Annotated in this window: 18 protein-coding genes and 1 other RNA gene; 12 read left to right on the top strand and 7 right to left on the bottom strand. The window is 38.4% G+C overall.

Annotation, left to right across the window (positions count from 1 at the left end):
- Positions 1-22 precede the first annotated feature (22 nt).
- The 10 genes from HMPREF9073_RS14360 to HMPREF9073_RS14315 all read left to right on the top strand — a co-directional run bounded on the left by HMPREF9073_RS14360 (position 23) and on the right by HMPREF9073_RS14315 (position 11,063).
- Complete coding sequence (locus HMPREF9073_RS14360) at positions 23-352, top strand: hypothetical protein (protein ID WP_009414353.1); 330 nt, start codon at positions 23-25, stop codon at positions 350-352.
- A gap of 87 nt (positions 353-439) precedes the next feature.
- Entirely contained in the window at positions 440-1,516 is a 1,077-nt protein-coding gene (gene porV, locus HMPREF9073_RS14355; RefSeq protein WP_009414352.1) for a type IX secretion system outer membrane channel protein PorV, read from the top strand.
- Positions 1,517-1,634: 118 nt separating this feature from the next.
- Positions 1,635-2,759: a DNA polymerase III subunit beta gene (dnaN, locus tag HMPREF9073_RS14350; protein ID WP_009414351.1), complete on the top strand. Its 1,125-nt coding sequence runs from the start codon at positions 1,635-1,637 to the stop codon at positions 2,757-2,759.
- A gap of 109 nt (positions 2,760-2,868) precedes the next feature.
- Positions 2,869-4,959, top strand: a complete 2,091-nt coding sequence (locus HMPREF9073_RS14345; protein WP_009414350.1) for an LTA synthase family protein — start codon at positions 2,869-2,871, stop codon at positions 4,957-4,959.
- On the top strand, positions 4,943-6,160 hold the full coding sequence (locus HMPREF9073_RS14340) for an HD domain-containing protein (RefSeq protein ID WP_009414349.1): 1,218 nt from the start codon (positions 4,943-4,945) through the stop codon (positions 6,158-6,160). Before HMPREF9073_RS14345 ends, HMPREF9073_RS14340 begins: the two co-directional genes overlap by 17 nt.
- A 160-nt stretch (positions 6,161-6,320) precedes the next feature.
- A complete protein-coding gene (gene lpxD / locus HMPREF9073_RS14335; RefSeq protein WP_009414348.1) occupies positions 6,321-7,340 on the top strand; it encodes a UDP-3-O-(3-hydroxymyristoyl)glucosamine N-acyltransferase in 1,020 nt (339 codons plus the stop codon).
- A 7-nt stretch (positions 7,341-7,347) separates the two neighbouring features.
- A complete protein-coding gene (locus tag HMPREF9073_RS14330; RefSeq protein ID WP_009414347.1) occupies positions 7,348-8,736 on the top strand; it encodes a bifunctional UDP-3-O-[3-hydroxymyristoyl] N-acetylglucosamine deacetylase/3-hydroxyacyl-ACP dehydratase in 1,389 nt (462 codons plus the stop codon).
- A 6-nt stretch (positions 8,737-8,742) separates the two neighbouring features.
- A complete protein-coding gene (gene lpxA / locus HMPREF9073_RS14325; RefSeq protein WP_009414346.1) occupies positions 8,743-9,537 on the top strand; it encodes an acyl-ACP--UDP-N-acetylglucosamine O-acyltransferase in 795 nt (264 codons plus the stop codon).
- 39 nt (positions 9,538-9,576) lie between these two features.
- Positions 9,577-10,143, top strand: a complete 567-nt coding sequence (gene efp / locus HMPREF9073_RS14320; RefSeq protein ID WP_009414345.1) for an elongation factor P — start codon at positions 9,577-9,579, stop codon at positions 10,141-10,143.
- Between the two features lie 2 nt (positions 10,144-10,145).
- Positions 10,146-11,063, top strand: coding sequence for a UDP-3-O-(3-hydroxymyristoyl)glucosamine N-acyltransferase (locus tag HMPREF9073_RS14315; protein ID WP_009414344.1), 918 nt, complete (start codon positions 10,146-10,148; stop codon positions 11,061-11,063).
- Between the two features lie 92 nt (positions 11,064-11,155).
- Here the strand turns inward: HMPREF9073_RS14315 and rnpB are convergent.
- The 3 genes from rnpB to HMPREF9073_RS14305 all read right to left on the bottom strand — a co-directional run bounded on the left by rnpB (position 11,156) and on the right by HMPREF9073_RS14305 (position 12,834).
- Positions 11,156-11,460, bottom strand: an RNA gene (gene rnpB / locus HMPREF9073_RS15315) — RNase P RNA component class A.
- A gap of 11 nt (positions 11,461-11,471) precedes the next feature.
- Positions 11,472-11,951, bottom strand: a complete 480-nt coding sequence (locus tag HMPREF9073_RS14310; protein ID WP_009414343.1) for a hypothetical protein — start codon at positions 11,949-11,951, stop codon at positions 11,472-11,474.
- 40 nt (positions 11,952-11,991) lie between these two features.
- On the bottom strand, positions 11,992-12,834 hold the full coding sequence (locus tag HMPREF9073_RS14305; protein ID WP_009414342.1) for a transketolase: 843 nt from the start codon (positions 12,832-12,834) through the stop codon (positions 11,992-11,994).
- A 59-nt stretch (positions 12,835-12,893) separates the two neighbouring features.
- Here HMPREF9073_RS14305 and HMPREF9073_RS14300 point away from each other — a divergent pair, with 59 nt between their 5' ends.
- Together HMPREF9073_RS14300 and HMPREF9073_RS14295 are read left to right on the top strand one after the other, a co-directional pair.
- A complete protein-coding gene (locus HMPREF9073_RS14300) occupies positions 12,894-13,295 on the top strand; it encodes a DUF4834 family protein (RefSeq protein ID WP_009414341.1) in 402 nt (133 codons plus the stop codon).
- A gap of 6 nt (positions 13,296-13,301) precedes the next feature.
- A complete protein-coding gene (locus HMPREF9073_RS14295; RefSeq protein ID WP_009414340.1) occupies positions 13,302-15,707 on the top strand; it encodes a YfhO family protein in 2,406 nt (801 codons plus the stop codon).
- 4 nt (positions 15,708-15,711) lie between these two features.
- Here HMPREF9073_RS14295 and HMPREF9073_RS14290 read toward each other — a convergent pair whose 3' ends face one another.
- From HMPREF9073_RS14290 to HMPREF9073_RS14275, 4 genes are all read right to left on the bottom strand, one after another.
- Positions 15,712-16,503, bottom strand: coding sequence for a DUF481 domain-containing protein (locus tag HMPREF9073_RS14290; protein ID WP_051046617.1), 792 nt, complete (start codon positions 16,501-16,503; stop codon positions 15,712-15,714).
- 172 nt (positions 16,504-16,675) lie between these two features.
- On the bottom strand, positions 16,676-18,523 hold the full coding sequence (locus HMPREF9073_RS14285) for a DNA topoisomerase IV subunit B (protein ID WP_009414338.1): 1,848 nt from the start codon (positions 18,521-18,523) through the stop codon (positions 16,676-16,678).
- Positions 18,524-18,594: 71 nt separating this feature from the next.
- A complete protein-coding gene (locus HMPREF9073_RS14280) occupies positions 18,595-19,815 on the bottom strand; it encodes an aminotransferase class V-fold PLP-dependent enzyme (protein WP_034556016.1) in 1,221 nt (406 codons plus the stop codon).
- 20 nt (positions 19,816-19,835) lie between these two features.
- On the bottom strand, positions 19,836-20,495 hold the full coding sequence (locus tag HMPREF9073_RS14275) for a DUF4276 family protein (RefSeq protein ID WP_009414336.1): 660 nt from the start codon (positions 20,493-20,495) through the stop codon (positions 19,836-19,838).

Below are 20,495 nucleotides of genomic sequence, written 5' to 3'. Positions count from 1 at the left end.
AACATTTCTTTGATAAACACTAATGAAAATAAATGCTCTTTTAGAAAGTTATATTAGAAAAGCCCCTTTTAATGGAGGAGCTACTAACTCTTTCAGTTATGCAAAATATCAAGAAATTAAAATGAAGATAGCCTTGTATGTGAATAAAGAAAGAGCTCAACAAGTATTTAGAGATATTTATAATGTAAAATGGGATAATAAATCTTTTGAAGAATCTAATTGTTCTATAAATAGTTGGTTAGTCTCTTTGCAAGAAGTGATAGATAATAAAGATACTTTTCTAAGACAAATTGAAATTAACAAACAAAGTAAAAAGATTTTAAAATTACCTTATTCAGAGATTGTTTTATAGCTGTAAAAAGATTCGTAAAGATACTATTAAATAGAATCTTTTCTAGATGTATCTACAAACTATGTAAGTTATAAAACTTTAGCATTTATGAAACACCTATACAACCTACTCATTTTTATAACCGTCTTCCCTATGTTCGCTCAGGAAGAAAAACCTATTACTACGGCTTTTCCGTTTTTGTTGCTCAGTACAGATGCTACTGCTTCAGGAATGGGAGATATAGGGGTATGTTCATCTCCAGATGTGTTTTCTCAGCGATGGAATGCTGCTAAATATGTGTTTGCTGAGGCTACTTCAGGAGTGGGAGTAGGTTATTCACCCTATTTAAACAAGTTAGCCAAAGATGTGTTCTTAGGCAATGTTACTTACTACAAGCGCTTACGCCGAAGTGCGTGGGGAGGAAGTTTTACTTATTTTACTATAGGTGAAGTAGCTCTTACTCAAAATATAGGCAGTAATGCTTATTTAGCAGGCAATGTACGTCCGTCAGAATTTGCAGCAGACCTGTCCTATAATCTCAAACTCAGTGAACAATTTGCTATGGGAGTAGCAACTCGCTATTTGCAATCAGCTTTGCGCTTGCCGTCAGAAGGAAATACTACAGCACGGAGTATTGCTTTTGATATTTCAGGCTACTATACTTCTCGTGAACACCCTATAGGTAATGCTTGGGGATATTACACGTGGGGCTTTCAGCTCTCTAATATAGGAGCTAAAGTAAAGTATGAGGATTTAGGAAAAGAGTATTTTATCCCAACCAATTTAAAAATAGGAGCTTCTTACAATCTGTTATTTAGTGAATTACATTCTATTTCGTTATTAGTAGAAGCTAATAAATTGTTAGTTCCCTCAGTGCCTGAAGGTAATGAAGATTTTCTACAAGGCATTTTCAAATCGTTTAGCGATGCCCCTAATGGTTTTTCGGAAGAGTGGCACGAAATTAGTAAAGCAATAGGTGTACAATACGCTTATAATCAGCAGTTTTTTGTACGTACGGGCTATCATTATCAGCACCCTAACAAAGGTGATCTACAGTATTTCACTGTGGGCACAGGGGTTAAATACAAATCACTCCAACTCGATTTTTCTTACCTCTTCTCTACAGCTAAAACACATAATCCTCTCAGTTCAACACTCAAAACTTCATTACAATATCTGTTTTGAGAAAAATTCAAAACAAAAAAATATTCCAAAATATTTGGCAGTGATAAATATTATTACTACTTTTGCCATTATTACTCCATAATGGAGTGAGATTTGTTATTTAAAAATACATAAAAATATGAAGTTTATAGTATCGAGTTCTTACCTATTGAAGAAGTTACAAGTGTTTGGCGGTGTGATTAATAACAACAACACTATGCCTATACTCGATAACTTTTTGTTTGAACTATCTACCAATTCTTTAACTATCTCGGCTTCCGATTTAGAAACCTCTGTAAGAGGTACTTTGGAAGTCGAATCAGATTCTCAAGGTAGTATTGCCGTATCAGCTAAATTGTTGATAGATATTCTTAAAACCTTTTCAGAACAACCGCTTACTTTCTTGGTAAAAGAAAATAATGTAATAGAAATTAGTTCTACTACAGGTAATTATACTTTAGCTTATTTAGATGGTGAGGAGTTTCCTCGTCCTGTAGCTTTGCCCGAAGCAAGTAAAGTAACTTTGTTAGGCGATGTGTTAGCTACTGCTGTACAAAAAACAATCTTCGCCGCTGGGAACGACGACCTCCGCCCAACAATGAGTGGTATTCTCTTCCAATTTAGCGAAAACGGACTCACTTTCGTCGGTACTGATGCTCATAAATTAGTGAAATACGAACGATTAGATATCAAAGCTAACGATGCCGCCGATTTCATTATGCCTAAAAAACCATTGAACATCCTCAAAGGTATTTTAGCAGGTAGTGAAACCGAAGTAACAATAGAGTACAACGAGAGCAATGCTAAATTCTCTTTTGACGATATGGAATTCATCTGCCGCCTTATTGATGGTAAATATCCTAACTACGATGCGGTAATTCCTAAAGAAAATCCTAACAAACTCATCCTAAATCGTTCACAATTCTATAGCTCTATCAATCGTCTGTCGTTGTTCTCTAATAAAACTACACATCAGGTACGATTAAAAGTAGCAGGTTCTAACTTGGTAATCTCAGCTGAAGATGTAGATTATAGCAATAAAGGTGAAGAACGCTTCACTTGTAATTATCAAGGTGACGATTTAGAAATAGGATTCAACTCTAAGTTCCTAAAAGAAATGATCAACAACTTAGACTCCGACGAAATCTTGATAGAAATGTCCTTGCCAAATCGTGCCGGACTTATCACACCTATCGATGGTCTTGATGAAGGAGAAAAAGTGCTGATGTTGGCAATGCCAATTATGCTCAATAATAACCAGTAAATTAAAATTTTTTTTTCATTTTAAAGATGAAACGCCTTATGAGTCTTTTTAAGGCGTTTCTTTTTTTAAGAGAAAAATCACAATGTCTGTCATTTAAAAATAAACATCTATGAAATCCGTTTTAGAAAGAATAAAGCCTTTTACATATATAGCTGCCTTATACCTTATCGTATCGTTTGTGATGCGCATTGTCTTTATGCTACACCCTATTACTGCTACTACATTTTCGGTGTGGAGTGTGTTTAAGATGTTTTTCATAGGCTTACTATCCGACGCTTTTGTGATAGTATTGGCAAGTAGTATTTTAATGCTTTATTTCCTATTTATTGCCAATGTAAAGTACAAAAAACCTTACGGAGGCATTATTTTAGGAGCATTTATCCTCATACTACTCTATATACAGTTTTATCCTAACAATATATTTGCACAATATGGGGGCGTGATTCCCGAAATCGCATTAGCTTTCTTCGGCTTTAAAACGTTGTGTTTTGCTCTTTTGCTCTTTTTACCTAAGTACAGAGCCCAACTGCGCAATGCATTGTATTTCATTACGTTGGCTATCTATGTATTTGCCATAGTGATGAATGCAGTAAGCGAATATTTCTTTTGGAATGAGTTCGGGATTCGTTATAACTTTATAGCAGTAGATTACCTTATTTATACCAATGAAGTGATAGGGAATATAATGGAGAGTTACCCCGTAGTACCCTTATTTTCAGGGGTTTTTGTAGTAGTATTGGTAATTACTATATATTTATTTCTCAAGACTAAGAGTGCGCTAAAAACAATACCCACCCTCTTTGAAAAAACGGTTATAGTAGTACCCTATTTGCTGTTAGTGCTTATAGGAATGTGGAGATTACCCCAGCTTGATGCTATGACTGCCGAAAATACTTTTGCTCAAGAAATACAAAGCAATGGTGTTTACAAGTTTTATTACGCTTTTACTCATAGTGAGTTAGACTTCTTTCAGTTTTATCCTACCTTGCCAGAAAAAGAAGCTGAAAGCATTGTGCTTAAACAACTCAATGCGCCTGCCCTCGAACGAAAAATTGTAGGCGATACTACCGAAGTACACCACAATGTGCTCCTTATTTCAGTAGAGAGTCTTTCAGCAGAATACCTTACAATATATGGTAATACTGATAATCGTACGCCTTTCTTGGATAGCTTAGCTAATAACAGCTTGTTTTTTACTAATTTGTATGCTACAGGTAACCGTACAGTACGTGGACTGGAAGCCCTAACTCTTTGTATACCACCTACTCCAGGGGAAAGCGTGGTGAAGCGTAAGGATAATAAAAATAAGTTTACCACAGGTAGCGTGTTCAAAAGTAAAGGCTATGATGTAAAATACCTATATGGAGGCGATAGTTATTTTGATAATATGAAGGATTTCTTCACTGGTAATGGCTACGATATTGTAGATAGCAAGAGCTTTGCACCCGAAGAAGTTACTTTCTCTAATATTTGGGGCGTTTGCGATGAAGATATGGCAAACAAAGCTATAAAGGTGATGAATGAACAAGCTAAAGCTGGAAAACCGTTCTTCAATCACTGGATGACCGTGAGCAATCACCGCCCTTTTACTTATCCTGAAGGTAAAATTGATATCCCTCCTACTGAAAAACGACGTGCAGGTGGAGTAAAATATACCGATTATGCGCTCAAGCGATTCTTTGAAATGGCTAAACAACAAAAATGGTACAAAAATACTCTTTTCGTGATTGTAGCCGACCATTGTGCATCGAGTGCAGGTAGCACCGAACTGCCTTTAGATGGCTATCGCATCCCTTGTTTTATTGTTGCCGATTTTATCGCTCCTAAAAAAGTAGATACAATGATATCACAAATAGACGTAATGCCTACAGTAATGGGCTTGCTTAACTTTAGTTATACATCTAAATTTATAGGGCAAGATGTACTAAAAGAAGGCTATCAACCGCGTGCTTATATTGCTACTTATCAAGATTTAGGTTACTTAACCCCCGATAAACTCACTATTATATCACCTTTGAGAAAAACCACTCAATACAGTTTGCGCAAAGAAACTGAACAACCTTCACAAGAGTATCCCTTGTTTTATGAACAAGTAAAAGAGAATAATCTAAACAAAGAACAAGCAGATGCTTGTATTGGTACTTATCAAGCTACTGCCGAGTGGTTAAAAAACAAACAATTCAATGCGGTCAAGAAATAAGCTAAAAATTATCAACGACCCTATTTATGGGTTTATCCATATCCCCAGCACTTTGGTGTTCGACATTATTGAGCACCCCTATTTCCAGCGACTCAGACGCATTAACCAAATGGGACTTTCGTATTTGGTGTTCCCTGGGGCTAAACACACTCGTTTTGAGCACGTATTGGGGTGTGTGTTCTTGATGCAGAAAACAGTAGAGATGCTCCGTTTCAAGGGAATACAAATCTCTGAAAAAGAAGCAGAAGGACTCTATATTGCCATATTGTTGCACGACATAGGGCACGGCCCCTTTTCTCACGCTATGGAACACAGCATTGTCGAAGGTATTTCGCACGAAGAAATCTCACTTCTCTTTATGCAAGAGCTTAACAAGGTATTCAATGGTAAGTTGGAGACTGCTATCGCAATGTTTCAAGGTACTTACCCTCGTAAGTTTATGCATCAACTCATCTCAAGTCAGTTGGATATGGATAGAGCTGATTACCTCAAGCGCGATAGCTTCTACACCGGAGTCGCCGAAGGAAATATCAATTCTGAACGCCTTATCTCAATGCTTAACGTGCGCAACGACGAATTAGTAGTCGAAGAAAAAGGCTTGTACTCTGTCGAAAAATTCCTGATAGCCAGACGATTGATGTATTGGCAAGTGTATTTGCACAAAACCAGCGTAGCCGCCGAACAAATATTAATTAGATTGCTCAATCGTGCTAAGGAATTAGTACAACAAGGTCAAAAACTCACTATGTCCACCGCTTTAGCTTTCTTCGTGAAAAACAAAATATCCAAAGATGATTTTTCACAAGAAGTACTTGAGATGTTTGCTCGTTTAGACGATACCGATATCATCTCAGCAATGAAAGAATGGCAGTTTCACCCCGATGTAGTGCTCTCTAAACTCAGCAAAATGTTGCTTAACCGCGATTTACTGAAAATAAAAGTCCGCTTAAACGATTTTGAAGAGCAAAAGATAAAAAGACTCCAAAAACTATCACTTGCCAAAGGAGTAGATGAAAAAGATATGAAGTACTTTGTCTTTACAGGAGTGATGACTAACAGAGCTTATAACCCCGAAAATGAAATTATAAAAATACTCACTAAAAACGGTAGAGTAGTAGATCTCAGTAAAACCTCTGAAGCTATCAACTTAGAACCCCTCTCTCAAGTAACCGAACGATACTACATTTGCTATCCAAAATAAGGCGAAAAAAGAGAAGGTAAAATTACTCAATAGAGAAAAAAAATAGTAAAATGAGTGCTATATAAAATAATTTTTATACTTTTGTTGCGAAAAATAACCTTTTTACAAGGTGAAAACATATAAATATAGCCCTATATCGTTTTGATTATAAACTAATTAAATGAAATTTACAGCATTACAAATAGCCAATGTACTCGGCGGTGAAGTAGAAGGAAATCCCCAAATTGAAGTCTATAAACTTTCAAAAATTGAAGAGGGAAGTGAAGGGAGTATATCTTTTTTGGCAAACCCTAAATATAAACATTTTATCTATACCACTCAGGCATCCATAGTGATTGTAAATAAGGACTTTGAGGCTGAAGATAAAATATCAGCAACCTTAGTGAGAGTAGACGATGCTTATGCCGCTTTTACTAAACTCTTAGAGTTCTACAATCAAGTGAAAATGAATAAAGTAGGTATAGAGAAACCTTCGTTTATCGCTCTATCTGCTAAAATAGGACAAAACGTATATATAGGAGCTTTTGTATATATTGGCGAAAATGTAGTGATAAACGATAATGTAAAAATCTATCCCAATACTTATATAGGTGATAACTCATCAGTAGGTGAGGGGACTACTATTTTTGCAGGCTGTAAAATATATTCCGAAACTGTCATAGGTAAAGATTGTATGCTCCACAGTGGAGTAGTATTAGGTGCCGATGGATTCGGGTTCCAACCTAATGAAAAAGGAGAATTCAGTAGAGTCCCACAAATAGGCAATGTCGTGATTGAAGACTCTGTCGATATAGGTGCAGAAACAGCTATAGATCGTGCAACTTTAGGCTCTACTATCATTCGTAAGGGAGTAAAATTAGACAACCAAATACACATTGCTCATAATGTAGAAATAGGTAAAAATACAGTGATTGCCGCCCAAACAGGTATCGCTGGCTCAACTAAAGTAGGCGAAAATTGTATGATAGGTGGTCAAGTGGGAATCGTAGGTCACTTAGTAATAGGCAATCGCGTGAAAATACAAGCCCAAACAGGGGTAGGTCGCAACCTTAAAGATGATGAAGCAATACAAGGTTCTCCCGCCTTAGGGCACGCCGAATACAACAAAGCTTATGTGATTTTTAGAAAATTACCTAACTTGCTTAAACGCTTAGAAGAATTAGAAAAAAAATTAAAATAAATACACTATGATAAAGCAAAATACTTTATCCAAAGAAATTACCTTAGAAGGCATCGGGTTACATACTGGTAAACAAGTAAAAATGGTGCTTAAACCAGCTTCAGTAGGCAATGGTTTTACCTTTGTACGTACCGATTTAGAAGGAAACCCTGTTGTCGAAGCGGATGCTACCTATGTAGCAAGTACTGAACGTGGCACAGTCTTAGAAAAAAAAGGGGTGAAAATCCAAACTTGTGAGCACATCTTAGCAGCGCTCGTCGGTATGGATTTGGATAATGTGATTATTGAGCTCAACTCCTCTGAACCTCCTATTATGGACGGTTCCTCTAAATACTTTGTAGAAGCTATTGAAAAAGCAGGTATCACTCCTCAAGATGCCGAACGAGATGAGTATATAGTAAAACAAGTAATTACTTATGTAAACGAAGAAACAGGTAGTGAGATTACTCTCATCCCTGCCGAGGAATACCAAGTGACTACAATGGTAGATTTCGGTACTAAAATATTGGGTACTCAAAATGCTTACCTCAATAAACTTTCCGAATTTAAAACCGAAATAGCCGATGCTCGTACTTTTAGTTTCTTGCACGAGCTTGAAGCCTTGCTCGACCACGGTTTGATTAAAGGTGGAGATTTGAACAACGCTATTGTTTATGTAGATAAAGAAATCTCTGATAGTACAATGCAAAAACTCAAAAAGGTTTTCAACAAAGATAATATTTCTGTAAAACCTAACGGAGTGCTTGATAACCTTACTTTGCATTACCCTAACGAAGCTGCTCGTCATAAACTATTAGATGTAATAGGCGATTTGGCTTTGGTAGGTACACGCATTCGCGGAAAAGTGATTGCTACTAAACCTGGGCACTTCACCAATACCCAATTTGCTAAGAAACTTTCTAAGATTATAAAAAATGAACGTCGTAACAACGTTCCTTCTATAGATATCAATCAACCTCCCTTGCTCAACACTGTTGATATAATGAAATTGTTACCTCACCGTCCACCATTCTTGTTGGTCGACAAAATCTTTGAACTTTCCGATAAACATGTCGTGGGCTTAAAGAACGTAACAATGGACGAACCTTTCTTCGTTGGGCACTTCCCCGGAGCTCCTGTAATGCCTGGAGTACTCCAAATTGAAGCAATGGCTCAAACCGGAGGTGTCTTGATACTCAGTACCGTCCCCGACCCCGAAAACTACCTCACTTACTTTATGAAAATCGATAATGCGAAGTTCAAGGTACAAGTGGTACCAGGGGATACCCTTATATTTAAATTAGAATTGCTAACCCCTATTCGCCGTGGTATTTGTCACATGCAAGCCTACGCTTATGTGAATGGCAAGTTAGCTACCGAAGCTGAGCTGATGGCTCAAATTGTTAAAGTAAAATAAAAGTATATGATTCAACCTTTAGCTTATGTCCACCCCGATGCTAAAATCGCTAAAAATGTAGTGATTGAACCTTTTACTACAATTAGTAAAAATGTAGAAATAGGTGAAGGCACTTGGATAGGACCTAACGTAACCATTATGGAGGGCGCACGTATCGGGAAAAACTGCAAAATTTTCCCTGGAGCTGTTATCTCTGCCATTCCACAAGACCTCAAGTATAAAGGTGAAGAAACCACTACTCACATAGGTGATAATACTACTATTAGAGAGTGCGTAACTATCAACAAAGGTACCGTCGATCGTATGAAAACCGTAGTCGGTAATAATTGTCTAATAATGGCTTACTCTCATATCGCTCACGATTGCATTGTTGGTGATAATTGTATTTTCTCTAACGGTACTACTCTTGCAGGGCACGTAACTGTTGGTAATTGTGCTGTGATGGCTGGTATGACGGCTGTCTATCAGTTTTGCTCTATTGGGAGTTATGCCTTTGTAACTGGCGGTTCACTTGTAGGCAAAGATGTTCCTCCTTATGTGAAGGCTGCTCGAAACCCTCTCTCTTATGTTGGAGTCAACTCTATAGGGTTACATCGCCGTGGCTTTACTACCGAGAAAATACGCGAAATACAAGATATCTACCGCGTACTATTCCAAAAAAAACTTAGTACTTCTCACGCCTTGGACTATATAGAAGCCGAAATGGAAGCTACCGTCGAACGCGATGAAATTTTGCAATTTGTCCGTCGCTCTCAACACGGCATTATGAAAGGCTATCACGGTGAATTAATAAAAGACTAAGAACTTAAAACTAAAAACAAATAACTTAAAATAAAATAAATGGCAACAACCGCAGACATTAAAAAAGGATTGTGCATTCGCTTCAATCACGATATCTACAAAATCATTGAATTCCTACACGTAAAACCAGGTAAAGGTCCTGCTTTTGTGCGTACCAAACTCAAAAGTGTTACCACAGGTAAAATCCTCGACAACACTTTCTCTGCCGGTCACAAAATTGAAGATGTACGTGTCGAAACTCGCTCTTTCCAATATCTATATGCCGAAGGTGATGAATTCGTATTTATGAATAACGACGACTTCAACCAAGTGCACATCCGTAAAGATATGCTTGATTATCCTGATTTGCTTAAAGAAGGTGAAACTGTGATGGTAATCTTCAATGCCGAAGACGAAACACCTCTTTCAGTAGAAATGCCTGCTAATGTTATCCTCACTGTTACACACGTAGAACCTGGTGTTAAAGGTAATACCGCTACCAATGCCACCAAACCTGCTACTGTCGAAACAGGAGCTACTGTCAATGTACCTCTTTTCATCAACGAAGGCGACCGTATTAAAATAGAAACTGAAAAAGGTACTTACGTCGAAAGAATGAAAGACTAATTATGCGCTTCCCACAACCTTATACTCTTGAACAAATAGCGACTATTATCAATGCAAAATACGTCGGAGCAAAAGATTTTCCAGTACTTGGAATGAACGAAATTCACGTCGTACAAGCTGGTGATATAGTTTTTGTAGATCATCCTAAGTATTACGAAAAAGCTTTGCACTCTAAGGCTACCATTGTACTAATTAATAAAGAAGTGGAATGTCCGGAAGGGAAAGCTCTTTTAATCTCCGATGACCCTTTTCGCGATTTCAATAAACTCACCGACTTTTTTAAACCTTTCCAAAAAGCAACAGCACTCATAGCACCTTCAGCTCGTATAGGTGAAAAAACAGTAGTGCAACCAGGTACTTTTGTAGGGAACAATGTAGTAATAGGTAACAACTGTCGTATCCATTCCAATGTGAGTATTTACGATGATTGTGTAATAGGTGATAATGTAACTATTCACGCCGGTACAGTGCTCGGAGCTGATGCTTTCTACTACAAAAAACGCCCTGAAGGTTTTGATAAACTCAAGTCTGGCGGTCGTGTAGTAATTGAAGATGATGTTGATTTAGGTGCCCTTTGTACCATTGATAGAGGAGTAACAGGTGATACCACTATCAAGAAAGGAACTAAGATAGATAACCAAGTACACATAGGTCACGATACAGTAGTAGGCGAGAAGTGCCTCATCGCCTCACAAACAGGCATTGCTGGTTGTGTGGTGATAGAAAACGAAGTAACTATTTGGGGGCAAGTGGGAATGACCAGCGGAATCACCATAGGTGAAAAAGCAGTAATTTTAGCCCAAAGTGGTATTTCTAAATCGTTAGAGGGCGGACAAACTTACTTTGGTTATCCTGCTGGGGAGGCCCGTGAAAAGTATAAGGAAATGAGCGCACTCAAACAACTTATCAATTGTAAATAGATTTAAATTAGATAATTTGATAGAAAAGAGGCTGTCCTTAAAAGTTTAAACTAAACTTTTCGGACAGCCTCCCCTTTTGTTTTAGACCATAAAAAAAGAGCAAATCATAAGCCGGATTCTGTACTTATCATTGCTGATAAGTGCTTATCATTTATCTCGGTTAATGATTGCTCATTAGCTCTAACCGCCTACCCTCCAACATCGGGCGAGCAACCCTCAAACGCTGGTTTACGCGGCGTTGCACCTCATAGAGTTTACCTGATTTCACTATGGCATTACCCATACATTCTTTCTGTTGCACTTGTCCTCGCCTCGCGGCGGACGGGTGTTACCCGCTATGATGCTCTGTGGTGTCCAGACTTTCCTCTACTTTCGTAGCGATAAGCTGATTTGCTCTTTTTATAATTCTTAACTTAACCCTATATACTTTTGATTAGGTTTTTCATAAGGTGTTAATACACTTGCTTCAAGCATATTGAAATTTAGTAATAGGTTGTTTTCCTTTTCTTCATCAAAAAGTAAATCGTAGAGATAATGATGAACAAAGATATACCATTTTTTATTAGGATTTACTACTGCAAAACCAGCGACATCGTTGCCTTTATCAAGATAGAAATACTCCCATTGATAGAAATTCATTACTGCATTAGCAAATAATTCTCCTAAACCATAAGCTAAATCTACCTTGTCGTATGCTAAGGTATCGGTAGTAACTTTTTGCTCTTTATAAGCATCAATAAAATGCCTCAAAGAAGTAGCTACTTCTTTAGGATTACTTTCATCACAAGCAAAATTGTTCTCTTTTAGCAAGTCAATAGCTTTTTCTTTCAAAGCTAAAAGCTCTTCCTTTTCTTCACTATCAGCCAATCTTTCAGTAATTTCAGCCATAAAAATCAATTTTTAATTTTCTAATTTGCTAATCTGCTAATTAATAATCGCCCAATGTTTCAGGGTTCTGTGCTAAACCTTTAGCCAATTGCTCGTCATTAGGAGCTTTGCCGTGCCAAGCGTGAGTGCCCATCATAAAGTCTACGCCATTCCCCATTTCGCTGTGGAGCAAGATACACACGGGTTTACCTTTGCCGGTTAAGGCTTTGGCATCTGCCAATCCTTTTAAGATAGAAGCAATATCGTTGCCTTTTTCAATATCGATTACCTGCCAGCCAAAGGCTTCCCATTTAGCGCGAAGGTTACCTAAAGGCATTACAACATCAGTAGGACCATCAATCTGTTTGTGGTTGTAATCAACTGTAGCGATGAGGTTGTCTACCCCTTTACCGCCTGCGTACATAGCGGCTTCCCATATTTGTCCTTCTTGTAGTTCGCCATCGCCGTGAAGAGTATATACAAGGTGCTTGTCGCCGTTGAGCTTTTTAGCAAGTGCTGCCCCAATGGCTACCGAAAGTCCTTGTCCTAAGGAGCCTGAAGCCACGCGTACGCCTTCCAAACCTTCGTGAGGGGTAGGGTGTCCTTGCAAGCGTGAGTTGAGCAAGCGGAAAGTATTCAGTTCGCTTATAGGGAAGAAGCCACGGCGGGCTAATACGCTGTAAAATACGGGAGATATATGTCCGTTAGAGAGGAAAAATAAATCCTCGTCTTTGCCGTCCATTTTAAAAGGAAGTTTTATGTCCATTACCTCGTTGTAGAGGCAAACGAGAAATTCGGCACAGCCCAAAGAGCCTCCTGGGTGTCCTGAATTTACTTTGTGAACCATTCTGAGGATATCTCTACGCACCTGCGTAGTAAGGTCGGTAAGTTGTTGGATATTCATTGTATTTCTTCGTTTTATATTTTGATGTGGCAAAGGTAGAAAATAATTGATAATTAACAATGAATAACGAACAAAAATATACTGAGATTTATAAATTTGCTAATTTGCTAATTTCTTTCTACCTTTGCCCCAATGAAACTAAAAAAATAGAAATGATGGCAGAAGCTTCTTTCACAGGATTTATACGAACAATCCTGATTATTATATTGATATTCTTGGGGATAAGAATCCTTATGCGCGCTTTTGCTCCTTCTATAATGCGCTTTTTCCTCACCCGAATGAGCCAGAGAATGCAAAAGGAATTTGAACGCGCTCAAAATCAATACCAACAAAATGCTTACCAGCAAAATCGCTCTCAGCGACAAGCTGGAGAACAAACAATTATCAATAATAATCCTCATTCTAAAAACCCTCAAGCTACCAAGCAAGTAGGCGAATATATCGATTACGAAGAAATTTAATTCACAATGGCAAAGAAAATCACCCCCCACATTGTTATAATTGCGCTATTTGCAGTCATTGCGCTCGCTTTTTTCTACCCCGTATTGCAGGGGAAAGGCATATTCCAAAGCGATATCGCTCAGTACACGGGTATGGCAAAAGAACGCAACGACTACCGCCAAACAGAAAACAAAGAAACCTATTGGACGAATAGTGCCTTTGGTGGTATGCCTACCTATCAATTGGGGGCGCAGTACCCTAACGACCTTGTAAAACAATTGGATAGGACACTACGCTTCTTGCCACGTCCTGCCGATTACCTCTTTTTGTACTTCATAGGGTTTTATATTTTGCTCTTGGTGCTCAAAGTAGATTACAAAAATGCTTTCTTGGGGGCTATTGCTTTTGGGCTTTCTACTTACCTGATTATCATCTTAGGAGCAGGACATAACTCCAAAGCACACGCTATTGCTTATTTTGCACCCGTATTGGCGGGTATCTTGATGGTTTTTCAACGGAAATACCTTTGGGGAGGCTTGCTCACAGCAGTGGCTTTGGCTTTAGAACTCTCTGCCAACCACTTCCAGATGACGTACTACCTACTTCTTTTAGTACTGCTCTTAGGCGCTGGATGGCTCTATAAAGCTGTTAAAGATAAACAACTCAATGATTTTGCAAAAGCAACTGCTGTACTTGTGGGGGCTGTGGTGGTGAGCGTGCTCGCCAATGCTACCCTGCTACTCACTACCAGCGAATATGCCGATTGGAGTACGCGCAGTAAATCTACACTCACTTTTACCCCAGAAGGAACTCCTAAAAAGCAAAGTAGCGGACTTTCTCACGACTATATCACCGAATATAGTTATGGTATCACCGAATCGTTGAATCTCATTGTACCTCGCTTGTTAGGAGGCTCTAACGGTGAAGATTTAGGTAAAGATTCTCATACTTACGAAGTTTTGTTGCAATTGGGAGCACCCCCTGAACAAGCCTTACAACAAGCTCAACATTTGCCTACCTATTGGGGTGACCAACCTTTGGTAGCCGCTCCTGCCTATATAGGCGCAGTAGTGTTCTTCCTCTTTGTGTTAGCTCTCTTTCTGGTGAAAAACCGACTCAAATGGTGGCTCTTAGCAGGTTCATTAATAGCTCTCGTACTCTCGTGGGGTAAAAATTTCGGTATTCTTACCGATTTTATGATTGACTATTTTCCGCTCTACAACAAGTTCAGAGCCGTATCGTCTATACAAGTGCTCTTGGAACTCTGTGTGCCTATATTGGCAATCGTCGGACTGCAGCAATTTCTTAAAACAGAAGAAGAACAACGCAAAAAATACTTGCTCCATACCCTTTATATCTGCTTAGGATTAATGGGAGTACTCTTGTTAGCCAAAGGATTCTTAGATTTTCAAGGTGCTAATGATAGTTACTATGCAAACCAACAAATACTTCAAGCTATAGTGGAAGACCGCAAGAGCATCTATACCGCCGATGTGTTGAGAAGTACAGTGCTTTTCCTCCTTACTGCTTTAGCTTTGTTTCTCTATCAATACAAAAAAATCCCACTTAGGGGAATGCAAATTGCACTTTTAGTCTTGCTTTTCTTTGATTTGGGAGGGGTAGCCAAACGCTATGTGAATAAAGATAGTTTTGTAGATAAATACCAAATAGAAAATCCTTTCGAGGTAACGCCTGCTGATAGGAAAATTTTGCAAGATAAAAGTTATTTCCGTGTCTACGAACCTCAAGTAGGTATTAATGGCGCGCGTACTTCGTATTTCCACCATTCTATTGGAGGCTATCACGCTGCCAAACCCAAACGCTTGCAGGAACTTTTTGATTACCAAATCGCTAAAGGCAATATGGAAATCCTCAATATGTTGAACGTGAAGTATATAATTCTGCGTAACCAAGAAGGAAAAACACAACCCATGTATAACGGTGATGCCTTGGGCAGTGCCTGGTTTGTAAAACAACTCAGTTTAAAAAATAATGATGATGAGGTAATGCAGGCTTTAGAGAAATTTAAACCTGCTCAAGAAGCTTTGGCAACAGCCAATGATTTGAAAACAACCCTCCCCACACAATACACTGTTGATACAACTGCAGTGATTACACTAAAAAATGTACGTCCTGATGAACTGATATACGAAAGTAACAATCCTCACAATGGTTTGGCAGTTTTCTCCGAAATGTATTACCCTCACGGCTGGAAAGCTACTATCGATGGTAAAGAAGCGCCTATTTATCGTGTAGATTACACTTTGAGAGCACTTTCAGTACCTGCAGGCAAACACAAAATACGCTTTGTATTTGAACCTCAAATAGTAAAAACAGGTAGCAACCTCAGTTTAGTAGGTGCTATATTATTAATGTTATGGCTTGTAGGGGGCATCGTGTGGCAAACGAAGAAGAATAAAACAAAAGATTAATAATTTACCACGTAAAGAAAATACCTCCTGTTACTACAGCGTAGAGTTTTTTGATAGGGAAGATAGGTTTAGTGTGTTGGATTGCTTGATAAGAGAGCCATGCTCCAAAATGTTCGGTAAAGTGATGTTTGAGGTCAAAACTATAGGCAAAACGCGGATTTTTTACATTGCTGTCTAAACGTGAATGTAAGTAGCCGCTGGTAGTGAAGTTCCATTTTTCGGTAAAGATTACTTTTAACCCCATTGCAAAACGCGCTTTGATGGTTTGCTGCTCACGTGTTTCATTGGGTACTGTAAGGTTAGGTACGCCATCCATATTCCACTTCTCATATTCATAAAAAAAACCAATACCTCCTGTCCAAACGAAATGCTCTGATTGCACAAAGTGATAACGCGATTGCCCTCCTGAAGCAATACGCAATAGCAAACCTCTACTGGGTACCCATACAGCTTCAGTAAAAGGATATATTTCCCATCTTGGTTTGGCTAAATAACGGTATTCAATATGTATAAAACCATTACTCACATTCACAGTATTGCCAATAGTAGTAATCTCTATCTGATTGAGAAGTGTAAAAGCCTTTTTATTACTTAGCAGAATACTCACATTGGTATTGTTTTTCACTTGAAAAAAATTGTCTTTCTCTGTTTTAAAATTTATTTCAGGTGCAATACTCCCCTGCCACACCTTTGTTGTGTCAATTACAGGGGTAAGGCTTTCAGTAAAAATGATTTGAGCTTGTAATGAGGTGCTATACAATCCCATTAATAATAGGTAGTACTTAAAAAATCTCATTTAAATAGTCTTTTATAAGAAAAAAGTTGCTACAAAGATACGAATAATTATCAAACAAACAAAATTTTAATATCACAAAAATTTGATTTTCAATTATATGTTGTATATTCGTTATAAACTTTATTACTATCAGATGAAAAAAATCGTTTAACCGTCGTACTACAACCTTATTTTACTCGAAATTATCGATTTCTACTTTTAGATTGTTGATAATAAACTCTTGGCGATCAGGAGTGTTTTTACCCATATAGAACTCTAAAAGCTGCTCAGTATGGATAGATTTATCCATCATCACAGGGTCTAAACGGATATCTTCACCTATGAAATCTTTAAACTCATCAGGAGAGATTTCACCTAATCCTTTAAATCGGGTAATTTCAGGTTTTCCTTTCAGATTTTCTATAGCGGCTTGTTTTTCTTCTTCGCTATAGCAGTATATCTTCTGTTGCTTATTGCGCACACGGAATAAAGGTGTTTGCAATATATATAGGTGTCCCTCTTTGATGATTTCGGGGAAGAATTGTAAAAAGAAAGTGATAAGCAGCAAGCGGATGTGCATACCGTCTACATCGGCATCGGTGGCGACTACGATATTGTTATAACGGAGGTCGTCCATAGAATCTTCGATGTTTAGAGCTGCTTGCAAAAGGTTGAACTCTTCATTTTCATACACTATTTTCTTGGTCATTCCGTAAGTATTAAGCGGCTTACCACGCAATGAAAAAACAGCTTGGGTAGTTACATCACGCGATTTGGTAATAGACCCCGATGCTGAATCCCCCTCGGTGATGAACAAGGTACTTTGAAGAGCGCGTTCATCCTTGGTATCAGTAAGATGCACACGGCAATCGCGGAGTTTGCGGTTGTGTAAGTTTGCTTTTTTAGCTCTGTCTTTGGCTAATTTGCGAATACCTGCCAATTCTTCACGTTCGCGTTGTGCTTGCATAATTTTGCGCAAGATAGCATCGGCAATTTCATTGTTTTTATGCAAGAAATCATCTAAATTTCGGCTTATGAAATCGTTGATATAAGTGCGCACTGTAGGCATTCCTTCACCCATTTCGGTAGAACCTAATTTGGTTTTTGTTTGGCTCTCAAACACAGGTTCCATTACTTTGATAGAAAGTCCGGCGATGATAGATTTACGCACATCCGAAGGGTCGAAATTCTTTTTATAGAAATCGCGAATGGTTTTCACATAAGCCTCTTTGAAAGCGTTGAGGTGCGTACCTCCTTGTGTGGTATTCTGTCCGTTTACAAATGAGTAGTACTCTTCACTGTATTGGGTTTTGCTATGCGAAATAGCAACCTCTATATCTTCGCCTTTGAGGTGGATGATAGGGTATAGAAAATCTTCTTCGTTGTTATTTTCAGCTAAAAGGTCACGAAGTCCATTTTCAGAATAGAACTTTTCGCCATTGTAGTTGATTGTGAGTCCTGGGTTGAGGTATACGTAGTTTTTAAGCATACGCACTACATACTCATTGCGAAATTTAAAGTTTTTGAAGATGGTATCATCAGGAATGAAAACGATTCCTGTACCGCGTCTTTTAGTACTTTCTTCTATAGGAGATTCTTCTTTTAAAATACCTCTTTCAAAAGATGCTGATTTTGATTGATTATCGCGTATCGATTCTACCTTGAAGTAAGCCGAAAGAGCATTCACTGCCTTAGTACCCACCCCATTGAGCCCGATAGATTTCTTAAACGCACGAGAATCGTATTTACCCCCCGTATTCATTTTAGAAACTACATCTACTACTTTTCCTAAAGGGATACCACGACCATAATCACGTACTTCCACTTTATTATCGTTGATTTTTACGTCGATGGTTTTACCCGCACCCATTATAAACTCGTCGATGCTATTATCTATTACTTCTTTGAGGAGCACATAGATACCATCATCAGCTGAAGAGCCATCTCCCAGCTTTCCGATGTACATACCAGGGCGTAAACGTACGTGTTCTAAGGGGTCGAGAGAGCGAATGCTATCCTCGTCATATCTTACTTCTTCCATAATGATTTTAGGTGTTTGAGGGGGCAAAGGTAGTAATAATTTGTCAATTAGTCAATTAGTCGATTCATAAATTAGCTGAGCATCCTCTGAGCTTTTTTTACAGCCTCCACGAAAGTATCTATCTCTTCAAAAGTGTTGTATACAGCAAAACTCGCTCGCACTGTACCTGGGATTTGATAAAAATCCATAATAGGTTGCGCACAATGGTGTCCTGTGCGTACTGCTATCCCTAATTGGTCGAGAATCACCCCTACATCGTAAGGGTGTACCCCCTGCAAGTTGAAAGATATAACTGCTGTACGCTGAGTTAAATCGGGGTTGCCATAGAGGATAATCCCCTCTATAGTTTGCAGTTTTTCAATAGCATAAGCTAACAATTGATGTTCGTGAGCCGCTATAGCCTCTATGCCTAAGGAATGTATGTAATCAATAGCAGCACCAAAGGCAATACCACCACAAATATTGGGTGTGCCCGCTTCAAATTTATAAGGCAAATCAGCATAAGTGCTCTTCTCAAATTGCACTTGTTTAATCATCTCTCCTCCTCCCTGATAAGGAGGCAATTGCAACAATAATTCTTCTTTGCCATAGAGTACACCTACGCCCGTAGGTCCATATATTTTATGAGCCGATACGGCATAGAAATCTACATCAAGGGCTTGCACATCGGGTTGGAGGTGCGGGGCTGCTTGCGCTCCATCTACCAATACAACAGCCCCTACACAATGTGCTTGGGCTATAATTTCGGCAATAGGATGTATATTGCCCAACGCATTTGATACGTGCTGTACACATACCACTCGTGTGCGTTCATTGAGCAGTTCGCTATAGACTTGCATATCCCAAATACCCTGCTCATTCATTGGGATTACCTTTAGGGTAGCCCCACTTCGCTCACAAGCCAACTGCCAAGGCACTATATTGCTATGGTGTTCTGAAGCCGAAATAATCACCTCATCACCCTCTTTCATAAGAGCAGCATAGCCATTGGCAACCAAGTTGATGCCGTGAGTTGTACCTGCTGTGAAAATAATTTCGGAAGATTTACGAGCATTAAAATGGCGTTGTAGTTTTTGTCGTGCCTGCTCATAAGCATCAGTAACCTCTTGACTAAGGGTGTGTACTCCACGATGGATATTCGCGTTTTGATGTGTATAGTAATGCACTATCGCCTCAATCACAGAGGTAGGTGTTTGAGAGGTCGCACCGTTATCAAAATAGATGAGCGGGCGATTGTGGATTGTGCGGTTGAGTATAGGAAAATCTGCGCGTATTTCAGAGATGGTTTTCATTTTTTTGTGAGATTTATTTATTAGGAGATAGAAATTAATGTTGTTATCCAATTGTCAAATCTTGGACATTTAGTTCTTATACGTTGAATTCCAATCGCCTCTGCAAGATAATGCCCATAAAGAGGCTTTTTGTATCCTTTTATAATTCTTTCTAACCTATGACCAGGAGAAGTGTTTTTGCTGTTGTTAATCATCTCAGGATTAGAATATTTAGCAAAAGTTTCTTCTAGTTCATCAATCCCTACCAAATCGGATTTTGGCACTTGTTCATAAAACATTTGCAGGTCGATAAAAAGTAAGGCTTCAAATTCGTGAAGTTGTAAATAAGGGATAAATCTATGTTGTAAAGATTCTGAAATATCTTCTTTCATAGCCTCTTCTAAAAACAAAATTCTATTATTTTTGTCATAGATTTTATTACCTTCTTCCCATTTTGGAAAATTATATTTCTCATAAAGCCCATAATAATCCATAAAGGTAGAAACAAAAACAGAAGAAGATTCCTTAAGATGAGTTTCAGCTTGTTTCCTTAAATAGTCCCATTTTACAATACCTCCTCCTGAAATTTTAATGAGGGGAGTTTGTATAGTAATTCCGTATTGCCAAAGATAAGGTGCTAATACTTCTTTGCAAAAATCTCTTTCAGTTTGTCCTTCACAAATAATAATAATGCGTTTCAT

This window comes from Capnocytophaga sp. oral taxon 326 str. F0382, assembly GCF_000318295.1.
Lineage (GTDB): Bacteria > Bacteroidota > Bacteroidia > Flavobacteriales > Flavobacteriaceae > Capnocytophaga > Capnocytophaga periodontitidis.
The sequence above is the reverse complement of the archived record's forward strand: the minus strand, read 5'-3'. Positions and strand labels throughout refer to the sequence as shown.